The organism is Shewanella sp. TB7-MNA-CIBAN-0143 (genome assembly GCF_040310065.1).
GTDB lineage: Bacteria > Pseudomonadota > Gammaproteobacteria > Enterobacterales > Shewanellaceae > Shewanella.
The window spans coordinates 81,366-91,406 of sequence record NZ_JBEOPL010000022.1 but is presented as its reverse complement, the minus strand read 5'-3'; the positions used below and the strand labels follow the sequence as shown (position 1 = coordinate 91,406).

General features: G+C 39.9%; 9 protein-coding genes. 3 read left to right on the top strand and 6 right to left on the bottom strand.

Translation table 11 applies throughout. The annotated features are described in order from the left end of the window. From AAEY97_RS17110 to hemC, 5 genes are all read right to left on the bottom strand, one after another. Window positions 1–824: retention module-containing protein (locus tag AAEY97_RS17110; RefSeq protein WP_351000302.1), on the bottom strand; the 824-nt coding region annotated here is incomplete at its 3' end. A 376-nt stretch (window positions 825–1,200) separates the two neighbouring features. Then, a complete protein-coding gene (locus tag AAEY97_RS17105; protein WP_335692990.1) occupies window positions 1,201–2,370 on the bottom strand; it encodes a heme biosynthesis HemY N-terminal domain-containing protein in 1,170 nt (389 codons plus the stop codon). Continuing rightward, window positions 2,367–3,617 (bottom strand): uroporphyrinogen-III C-methyltransferase, encoded by a 1,251-nt coding sequence (locus AAEY97_RS17100; protein ID WP_351000298.1) that lies wholly within the window; start codon window positions 3,615–3,617, stop codon window positions 2,367–2,369. The genes AAEY97_RS17105 and AAEY97_RS17100 overlap by 4 nt, the downstream gene beginning before the upstream one ends. 85 nt (window positions 3,618–3,702) lie before the next feature. Then, complete coding sequence (locus AAEY97_RS17095; protein WP_101086285.1) at window positions 3,703–4,422, bottom strand: uroporphyrinogen-III synthase; 720 nt, start codon at window positions 4,420–4,422, stop codon at window positions 3,703–3,705. A 25-nt stretch (window positions 4,423–4,447) separates the two neighbouring features. Then, window positions 4,448–5,377 carry a hydroxymethylbilane synthase gene (gene hemC / locus AAEY97_RS17090; protein WP_162022194.1) on the bottom strand — a complete coding sequence of 310 codons (930 nt, stop codon included), beginning with the start codon at window positions 5,375–5,377 and terminating at the stop codon, window positions 4,448–4,450. Between the two features lie 271 nt (window positions 5,378–5,648). Here hemC and AAEY97_RS17085 point away from each other — a divergent pair, with 271 nt between their 5' ends. After that, a complete protein-coding gene (locus AAEY97_RS17085) occupies window positions 5,649–8,108 on the top strand; it encodes a class I adenylate cyclase (protein WP_351000293.1) in 2,460 nt (819 codons plus the stop codon). Between the two features lie 70 nt (window positions 8,109–8,178). Here AAEY97_RS17085 and cyaY read toward each other — a convergent pair whose 3' ends face one another. After that, the gene (gene cyaY, locus AAEY97_RS17080; protein WP_101086282.1) at window positions 8,179–8,514 is read right to left on the bottom strand and encodes an iron donor protein CyaY; all 336 of its coding nucleotides are present in this window, start codon (window positions 8,512–8,514) and stop codon (window positions 8,179–8,181) included. A gap of 67 nt (window positions 8,515–8,581) precedes the next feature. Here cyaY and lptM point away from each other — a divergent pair, with 67 nt between their 5' ends. Together lptM and lysA are read left to right on the top strand one after the other, a co-directional pair. Further along, a complete protein-coding gene (gene lptM / locus AAEY97_RS17075; RefSeq protein ID WP_101086281.1) occupies window positions 8,582–8,776 on the top strand; it encodes an LPS translocon maturation chaperone LptM in 195 nt (64 codons plus the stop codon). A gap of 20 nt (window positions 8,777–8,796) precedes the next feature. After that, the gene (gene lysA, locus AAEY97_RS17070; RefSeq protein ID WP_182744823.1) at window positions 8,797–10,041 is read left to right on the top strand and encodes a diaminopimelate decarboxylase; all 1,245 of its coding nucleotides are present in this window, start codon (window positions 8,797–8,799) and stop codon (window positions 10,039–10,041) included.

Genomic DNA, 10,041 nt, shown 5'->3' with positions numbered 1-10,041 from the left:
TTGACCAAAACGGACGCATCATCAACTGGGGTGATTTCAATAGTTAATGTAGCGGTAACACCAGTATTGGTGGTGTAAGTAATAACAGGAACGGTACCGTTCCAATTTTCATTCGGAGTGAAGGTATAAGAGCCATCTTCATTGATGATTAGCACACCACCCTCAAGCGTGACTTCAGTGCCTGCAGGATAGGTCTGGCCGTCAACTTCAAATGTCACGACGCTTAAATCTGTGTCGGCATCGGTGTCATTAGCTAACACATTGCCAGAAGCAACTTGATCTTCGCCGACTGTAATAGTGTCATTTAATAATACTGATGGGGAATCATTTTCAGTAAGAGCTTCTTCTTGAATGACTGCTGTTGGGGCAGCAGCTTGTCCGGTTGTGTCGTAGCCAGAATCCGCAAGTGTTTCGTCACCATCTCTTGTTACAGCAACATAACCAAAATCACCTTGGTTGGCCGTTGGGGTGCCAGCCGCGGTTTCTGGTAAATCTGCAGTTGGGTCTTCTCCAGACGCAATCAATGCCTGTAAAGCTTCGATTTCATCTAAAGCTTGTTGATCTGCTACTTGTTCAACAACGGTATCATCGATGTTATCGGCTAATGTATTAATCGATTCGTCATTAGGAATGTTAGCGCTATTAAAAATAGTGCCGTCATCAAACGTAATCACGAAACCAAGGTTATTACTGCTGGCAACTATTGCACCAGTCGGCACAACTTGACCGAGTTGTAGTTCCTTAGTTTCATTGTTAATCGTTATTGTTACTGAACCTTCCGAAGCAGAAAGTATTCCATTTTTTGACGTAGTCATTGATCCCATTTGAAGCTCCCAACAGCTTTAATACACTTATAATACCAATACATTAATATGCATAATATATGCTTAATTAAATACTAGTATTAACATTAAAATTAATTTAGACACAATATGTTAATAATATCATCCGCTGCTAAAGTAGTCAATTTTTTGACGTTGTACCAACGTTAAATATATTATTGAAAATAGAGTTACAAAATAGATAAATACCATAGAGCATAAACTGATACCACATGTTTCTCCGTCATAAAAAGTTCACAATTACGGATTAGCTCTGCCACCATTATATCGGCAGATATAACATAAAATGAACAAATTGATGACAAAAAAGCCTGCAAGATTACAGGCTTTGGGTGTGTACAAAAATAATACTTATTGTTTACAGAATATTAGCTGCATTGCGATAGCTATGAGCCGCTGTCGAATTTTCGCCTAACTGTTCTTGTGCTTGGGCTAAAGCCAGCCATGATTGATGGGTTGGTGCTATGCGACATACATTTTGCCAATGAATTTTGGCTTGTTTAGTATCCCGACTCTGAATCGCTAGTTTTGCAAGGCACATTTGATAGTCAGCATCATTTTCATGAGTGGTTTCTAATTTACTGAGTAATTTACGTATATCTTGATCTTGAGCGGTAATTAAATCAGGTATTGCTGTAAATAACGCTGCTGATGGCGAAGCATTGAGTTGTTTATTAATTAACTTTAGCGCTTGATCTTTATGACCATACTGAATAAGTCCATGAGCATAAGCTAATATAAGTTCATCCTCTTTACGTTCTGACTTATTTAACCAATGCCAACATTTAGTTAACTCAGCTTCAGATACTTTTGCTGCATTGATCATTAAAATACTGTTGGTCTTAGTATTTAATTGGTTGAACTCTGTTTCAGCTAATAATTGACGCTTTTTAAGAATTGGTAACAACAACTTCAATGCCTGCCAATCGTGTTGTTGTTGATATAATTCTTGTGCCAATTTAAGCACTGGGGAGCTACTTTTGCTTGTAGGATTCAGCTTATCTAATATTGCACGGGCCTTAATCAGTTCACCTTGTTTCATTAAATAACGGGTACGCGAAGTATAAACCGCTGTTTTTGCAATTGGGTTTTTCTCAGCTTGAGTTAAATAATGATCGCGAGCTGTAATATCACCTTGATAGTGTGCCGCTCTAGCTGCTGCAAATAGATTTAATACCGGAATTTCACCTTTTTCAGCCCCTTTTGCCATGGCTTTTTCTGCTGCTGACCAATCTTCTTCTGCCAACGCTAAAGCGCCGATTAACGTATGTTTTTTAGCGGCTTTTCTTCGCCATTGCTCAGGAAGATATCGGCTACTTAATACGATATTTAATAACAAGATGATTAACCATTCGAGTAATTGCAGCGCAAAATAAAACACAATTAAGCCAACAACACCTGTCACTAAGCTGGTTTCTATCTGATAGTCACCCATCGCGATGTAAATGTAACCGCTTTGCCCAATAATGAGTGGACTAAGACACAGTCCAATTAAAATGAGAACAACATAAACTAGCGTCTTAATCATTGCGTAGGCTCCCCAGTAGGCATAATTTCACCATAGATAACCAGTTGCTGCAGTAGTGGCGATGCTTGAAATTTATTGAGGGTAATCTTCTCGATGTTAACTTTGGCAAGCTTATCTAAAGACGCAATCATTGTTTTGGTCTTTGGATCACTTAAGTCAAAATACTGTTGTAACCACTTGTCTGCTAATGAAATAGATTGTTGATAATTCAGTTGATCAAATCGGTACAATGCTAATTGTGCTTGCAATAATTTGTTGCGAATATTTTCGACCAAATACCATTGCTGCTCAGGTGATAATAGTGGTTCTAGATCAGTAGTCCGTTTACGGATAGTGATGAATCCATCAGTTAAATCGTGCCAAGTTCGGGCCAAATTCTGTTGCCAGTCATCAATTGAATCAGTTACTTGTTGAGTGCTTTTATTGTCAGCAAAATTTTCATCAACACGATTTAATGGTAATTGTGTTAAGCCATCAATAAGGGTATCTAAGTCAAAGATAGTATTGGTGATGTCAGTCGTTTTTAATGCTTTAACTTTGGTGATGTCATCTGCTAACGCTTTGCGTAATACTGTTAATGCAGGATCTTTCATCGCACTTATGCGTTCATCTGCCGATTGTAGTAAACCAATAGCGGTTTGTGGATCGTTTTCTAACCACAGTTTTCTACCCGCCATGCGTACAAGGTATTCAGCTTCTGATGCCATCCAATGGTTAGGACTGCGCTGTGCAATCACCGCAACACGCTCTTGCAATTGTTTATTCGACTGCTGCAGTTGGGCTAATTTCGCATAAGCTTTGGTATCATTCAGTTGTTGTTGCTCTAACGTGCCAATGCGTTTATTCGTTGCCATTGCCGTTTGCTGTAATTCATATTTTAACGATTTATTTTGGGTTACTTGCTCAGAGATATTTTGCCCTAACTGAGTTTGGCCATTACTTTGTTGATCCAGTTGCAAATACAGCCAATAACAAGCTGCAATAGCCACTATTGCTACGAGTAAACTGAACAGTACTCCAAGACGGATCCACCAAGAACTAGGTTTCGCTTTGCGTCGACTATTATTTACAGGTGAATTAGCAGAGGAGTTTGCCTGGTTATTATTGGTTTTGCTGTCAGCAGATTTTTGGCTGGTTGCATTGCCTTTTTTGGTCTGTGTCGGCTTTTCTACAGGAGTTGGTGCAGGAGAAATAACTTTCTCATCCTTGTCAGCTGGCGAGTTTGGATCTTTTTTATTGTTTTCCATGAACAGTCCTTGAAAGCAAAAATACAACCAATAAAAGCAATATTAATAAATGCGTGTCGATGCAAGATAACAATACAATAACAAATTATAACGCAAGACTCGCTAGTATAGCTTGAGTATTTGCTCCATTTGCATTGGTAATGTGGCTTAAGCCCATTGCTTTTGCTTGTAATTCGACGCGATTACTGGGGACTATAATATGACATGCACGTAGCCATGCAAATAATTCTTTTGGTACAAGCTCAACTAAGTTGGATAATATTTCACCGCTGGTGACAACGATGGTGTCAATTCCAAACGATTCCCACTGCTGAGTTATCGCTTTAGCATCAAGTTTTGGTATGGCTCGTTGATAGACTTGCCAATAGTTAACATTGGCGCCTCGCAGTCGTAACTGCTCCGCAAGTGTTTCTCGTCCGCCTAAACCCCGAACAATGATAAATGATTGTTTATCGACATTCTGTAATTGAGCTAGCGATAATAAACCTTCACTATCTTGATTGTCTTCAGGTGAGGTAAAAGCATTGATATTGTATTGAGCTAGGCTATCTGCCGTAGCTTGACCTACTGCAAAATAACGACAATGAGTCGGAAATTGTTGTTGTAATTTTTGCGCAGCAAAGTCCACTGAATTAGTGCTAATAAATAGTAAGTTGTCAGTGTTATTTAAGTGGATAGGATCGAGTTGTTCTGTGGTTTCTACAACCGATAATAGCGGAGTAACAAGATAAGCAACGTCTCGCAGCGAGAGTTGCTCTTCCATTGCTTGATTGCGCCCTTGTGGGCGCGTTAACAAGACTTTCATGGTCTGTTATCTTGATGACACAAGATTAACTGGCATACACGGCATCTAAAATAGTTTTAGCACCGCGACTCAGTAAATCCTCTGCAAGTGACTCCCCAAGTGCAACCGCATCGGTTTTAGAGCCGGAGACAGTACCTACAATTATTTGGCTGCCATCAGGATTACCAACTAAACCTCGTAGAGTTAAGTTATCACCGTTTATTTCAGCAAAAGCACCGATAGGGACTTGGCATCCGCCTTCTAAACGAGTATTCATTGCTCTCTCAGCAAGTACTCTATAACGGGTTTCCAAATGTTCAAGTGGTGCTAATAACGTTTTAACGCGCACATCATCAGTACGGCACTCAATTCCTACGGCACCTTGGCCATTAGCAGGCAGTGATTCTTCGGCAGAAATAAAGTTAGCGATACGTTCCTTTAGCTTTAAACGAATTAATCCGGCGGCTGCTAGAATAATTGCATCATAATCACCGCTGTCTAGCTTGGCTAAACGGGTACCGACATTTCCGCGTAAATCTTTGATAACTAAATCAGGACGAGCAGCTCTAATTTGGCACTGACGGCGTAAACTGGATGTACCTACCACCGCGCCTTGTGGCAATTCGCTGATAGATTTATAACTGTTAGACACAAATGCATCACGCGGGTCTTCACGTTCACATATAACTTGTAAACCTAAACCTTCTGGAAACTCTACCGGTAAGTCTTTCATGGAGTGCACTGCAATATCGGCACGATTTTCAAGCATGGCAACTTCCAGCTCTTTAACAAACAGGCCTTTGCCACCGATTTTAGCTAAAGGAGTATCTAAAATGACATCACCTTTAGTACTCATTGGTAATAACTCAACGGTTAGTCCAGGATGAATACGCTCAAGCTCAGCTTTAACAAATTCAGCTTGCCACATTGCAAGTGGACTTTTACGTGTTGCGATACGAATTATATTTTCAGACATGGTAGTAGATCCATCAGATAGCCTCATTAAGGTAATGCTATCATCGCTCAAGCTTTGATGTAACAAATCGATGGTAATTGTTTGAAGTGTGTAGGGCTTATTTTTGATTACTATTGTTTGTTAGTGACGAGTTAAACAAAAACAAATGTTGCGACGATCACTATTTAAGCAAAAGTGTGATCTTGATTGGCAATAATGGCCATTAACGGTTAGTCTTTTAAATGAGTAGTTACCAGATAATTGCATTAGAGAAAGAAAAAGGAAGTCAGCCTTGACCGATAAAACGGCACATTATCAAAAGGATTTAGCTGAAAAACTAAATTGCACCAGATTAGCTCGAGCACTTAATGTACTTACTAATTTGCAGCAACATTTATTTCATCTTATTCCCTTCCTAATACACCATAATCAAATTGATGTTCCCGGTATTATTGATCCTGACACACCGTGTGGTGTCCACGGTTTTATTTTATCAGATGCGATAATTTCAGCATGTGATTTCTTATCTTTATCTATTCCTGAGACGAACCAGCCAAGTGATTGTGTTTTTGAAGGCGTATATGCCATGGGAAGCACCGCTAGTTTTGGGCAGAACCCACAAAGTGATGTCGATATATGGCTGGTTTACAATAGTCAATTGACTCAAGAGCAGCTTAAATTAATTGAATATAAGAATAAACTCATCAGTGACTGGTTTGCAGGTTTTGAGTTTGAAGTGAACTTTTATCTGGTGCATCCGATGCAATTTAGAGAATGCAGCGCATTTGATAATTGTCAGCCAGTAGGATTAGAGCATAGTGGCAGTAGCCAGCACTGGCTATTATTAGAAGAGTTTTACCGTTCTCACATTCGGCTCACAGGTAAAGTTGTTGCTTGGTGGCCCGATGCCGACAGTCAAAATACAGAGTCTGATGTCAATTTACTTTATCTTGGCGATATCAATTCTTTGCCAGCGGCAGAATATTTTGGCGCCTCATTATGGCAACTGTATAAGGGGCTTAATAAGCCTCATAAAGCATTATTAAAAGTGTTGTTGCTGGAAACTTATGCCTCGGAATACCCCCATACAACACTGATTACCCAACAACTTTGGCAATATTGTGAACAACAAGATTTTAGTGTTGATAACGATGCTTACTTACTGCTTTATCAGCGTATTGAAGCCTACTTGGTTGCTCAAGGTGATGACAATCGTTTAGAAATTGTCAGGCGTTGTTTTTACTTAAAATCGGGTGTCACGTTATCGTGTTTATCACCTCATAGTGCAGCGGACTGGCGGGTAGAAAAAATTAGCTCTCTGGTTAAGCAGTGGACATGGAGTCATGAGTTGGTGGCCACATTGGATAATAGCCCTCATTGGCATGCAGGTCAGTTAAAATGGTTCAATCAGCAACTTAGTGAACTGTTATTAGTCAGTTATAAGAATCTATTAAAATTTGCTTCAAAACAAACGCTAAGCGAACGTATGCGGGTTGAAGAATTAGGCTTGTTGGCGCGTAAATTACACACTTATTTTAGTGAAGATGAACATTTATTACAGCCTCTGAACCGCTTGTGGAGTTTATCGACTGCTGAAAAATCGTTGACTATCTTTCATTGCAAGCAAGCATCACGTTTTTATTTATATCGTCAAGCTTATATTGAACAGGATCCGTCTCAAGCTGTTGTGCACAATCAAGGAAATGAGTTCGATAATCATCCCATTCACGATGCGGATAATATATGCAGTTTAGTTGCCTGGTCAGTGTTGAATGGACTCGCAACGGTAGAGACTAAATGGTTTCAAGTTGGACGAGGTAAAAGGCGGACTGATAAATTAAGTTACCTAACGCGTAAACTTATCCCTGTTATGCACAATGTACCAACGGTTTATAAACGTGATTTATGCGAACCATGGTGCTATCAAAAAATTGTGTTGATTACCAATATGGATAAAGATCCGACCACTCAATTGAATGAACAAGAACTGATGTTGGAACATGTTAATGCCAACATTCTATCCTTCGGCCAGACAAAAATTAGTATGTTGTCATCGGTGGCGGTTGTTTGTTTAAACAGTTGGGGAGAATGGCAGAGTCATCGTTTTAATGGGCAAACCGCATTGCTCGAAGCGATTTCATTTATTATTTTGGGACTAAAACGTTCAAATGAGCAAGTCGATTTATCAATTATTAGCTGCTCGGCAAAATTAAAACAACCGATTTTTAATCAACTTAAAACCTTACTGTTACGTTGTTATGGTTTAATGAAAAAGGTCAATCAGACAAATACATTGATGCATCCGATAACGATAGGCGATCAACATTATAGCATGCATTTCAATTCATTAGGTATGATGTATCGTAAAATTGATTCCACAACAGGTACAGAAAATCTTAATTCGTCTGTGTTGCCGTATGCTGATTTAGCTGACCATTCCCATTTGAATGCGCCATCGGTGATCCAAAAGTTCATCGCCATGGGGGCGAAGCAGTATTTTTTACGCGAACGTCTTCAAACGCTCGATGTGTTCATTGCAGACGAGCATAATCAGCTTGAACATTTACAATACCAACACACTAGTATTAATGATTTTGTTGCCAAAGAAAGTCATTTGTATGTATTCGACGAGCAAAAGCAACGATCCCCTGTGTTTAATATGCCGCAGTTTTTTCAGCTTGTGGATATTGAAGGCAAGTTAACGGTAATACCTTTTGGTTTGTCAGTAGATGAGATGGGCTCAGCATTTTAAGCAAAAGCCCAATCTCAATGACAATTTAATGACTCACTTAGTGCTATCACACACTAAGTTCTTACGAGGTTTATGCGTTTATCTCGAGCAAAATGCCACTTTGTTTATTGATGGCATCAATCACAAAAGACATAAATTCCAATCCATTACGGGTATCTAACCATTTACCATCTTTGTAATTAAAGTGATAACCACCTGATTTTGTCGCCAGCCAAATTTCATGAAGAGGCTCTTGTTTATTGATGACGATTTGCGAACTGTCTTCAAAAGCCAGCTGTAAAACATTGCCACTGGCGTTGATATCAACATCGGCATCTTGCTCGTCAATCGCTTTTTCTACCGCGTTCTCTATTTCGCCAAACATTTCATCGGCTAATCGATGAAACTCAGTATCTGTAATAGCCATGTATTTCTATCCTTTGCTTTCTGCGTTATGAATGCGATTATAAGACCATTATTCACTAGATGCACAGATGTTGAAAAAAATGAGACTGCTTTTATTTATTATGCTTGCTAGCCTATTCGTAACCGCATGTGGTCAAAAAGGCGTTTTATACAAAACTCCCGAGCCGGTGGCCAATAAAGTCGCCCCAAAACCTGCTAGCACTGATGTGCTAAAGCAAACTGAGGAACTCGACTCTCAACCTTCAACTTCACAACAAGAATAGCATTTATAAGGGACCGCATTTTGGATTACTTTTCATATCAAAATAATTCACTATTCGCAGAAGACTGCGATGTAGCAAAACTGGCCAACACTCACGGTACGCCGTTGTACATTTATTCTCGTGCCACATTAGAGCGCCATTGGCATGCTTTTAATAATGCCGTTGCTGACCATCCGCATCTTATTTGTTATGCAGTGAAGGCGAATTCAAACCTTGCGGTATTAAATGTATTGGCTCGCTTAGGCAGTGGTTTTGATATTGTCTCTGGCGGTGAACTCTCGCGTGTGCTGCAAGCTGGCGGCGATCCTAAAAAAGTGGTTTTCTCTGGTGTGGGCAAAACCGTTGCTGAAATGGAACAAGCCCTGAATATTGGCATTTACTGTTTTAATGTCGAGTCGAGTGCCGAACTTGAACAACTTAATGACGTCGCGAGGCGCTTAGATAAAGTGGCACCTGTTTCACTGCGGATTAATCCAGATGTTGATGCGGGTACTCATCCATATATTTCGACCGGTCTTAAAGAAAATAAATTTGGCATTGCCATGGAAGAAGCCGAAGTGGTGTTTGCCCGTGCAGCAGAATTAACCCATTTACATGTTAAAGGTGTGGATTGCCATATTGGTTCACAGCTCACCGAAATAAAGCCATTTTTAGATGCTATGGACCGTATGCTTGCATTGATCGATCGCTTAGGCGAGTTAGGCATTCAAATTGAACATTTTGATGTGGGTGGCGGCTTAGGGGTAACATATAACAATGAAACTCCACCACATCCAGACGTTTATGCTGCCGCATTACTTGATCGCTTAAATGGCCGTAAATTGAAGTTAATTTTTGAACCAGGTCGTGCCATTGCTGCCAATGCAGGGATTTTCGTCACTCAAGTGCTTTATCTGAAAGAAAATAGTGATAAGCGTTTTGCCATTGTTGATGGTGCAATGAATGATCTTATTCGCCCATCGCTGTATAGCGCATGGCAAAATATTATTCCGGTACAACAAAATGATGCGCCAACCTTTGCTTATGATATTGTAGGTCCAGTATGCGAAACGGGTGACTTTCTGGGTAAAGACAGACAGTTAGCGGTTAAATCAGGCGACTTATTAGCGATACGCTCAAGTGGCGCTTACGGTTTTGCGATGGCCTCAAATTATAATTCTCGCCCAAGAGTGGCTGAAATTATGGTTGATGGTGGTAATGATTTTGTTGTTCGTCAGCGTGAAACGCTAGAGCAACTTTGGCAAGGCGAACATTTATTGCCATAG

What these genes read in the sequence shown, in the direction of transcription:
- AAEY97_RS17105 (WP_335692990.1), bottom strand. Translation starts at nt 2,370, where the DNA reads ATGATTAAGACGCTAGTTTATGTTGTTCTCATTTTAATTGGACTGTGT.
- AAEY97_RS17100 (WP_351000298.1), bottom strand. Translation starts at nt 3,617, where the DNA reads ATGGAAAACAATAAAAAAGATCCAAACTCGCCAGCTGACAAGGATGAG.
- AAEY97_RS17095 (WP_101086285.1), bottom strand. Translation starts at nt 4,422, where the DNA reads ATGAAAGTCTTGTTAACGCGCCCACAAGGGCGCAATCAAGCAATGGAA.
- hemC (WP_162022194.1), bottom strand. Translation starts at nt 5,377, where the DNA reads ATGTCTGAAAATATAATTCGTATCGCAACACGTAAAAGTCCACTTGCA.
- cyaY (WP_101086282.1), bottom strand. Translation starts at nt 8,514, where the DNA reads ATGGCTATTACAGATACTGAGTTTCATCGATTAGCCGATGAAATGTTT.
- lptM (WP_101086281.1), top strand. Translation starts at nt 8,582, where the DNA reads ATGTTGAAAAAAATGAGACTGCTTTTATTTATTATGCTTGCTAGCCTA.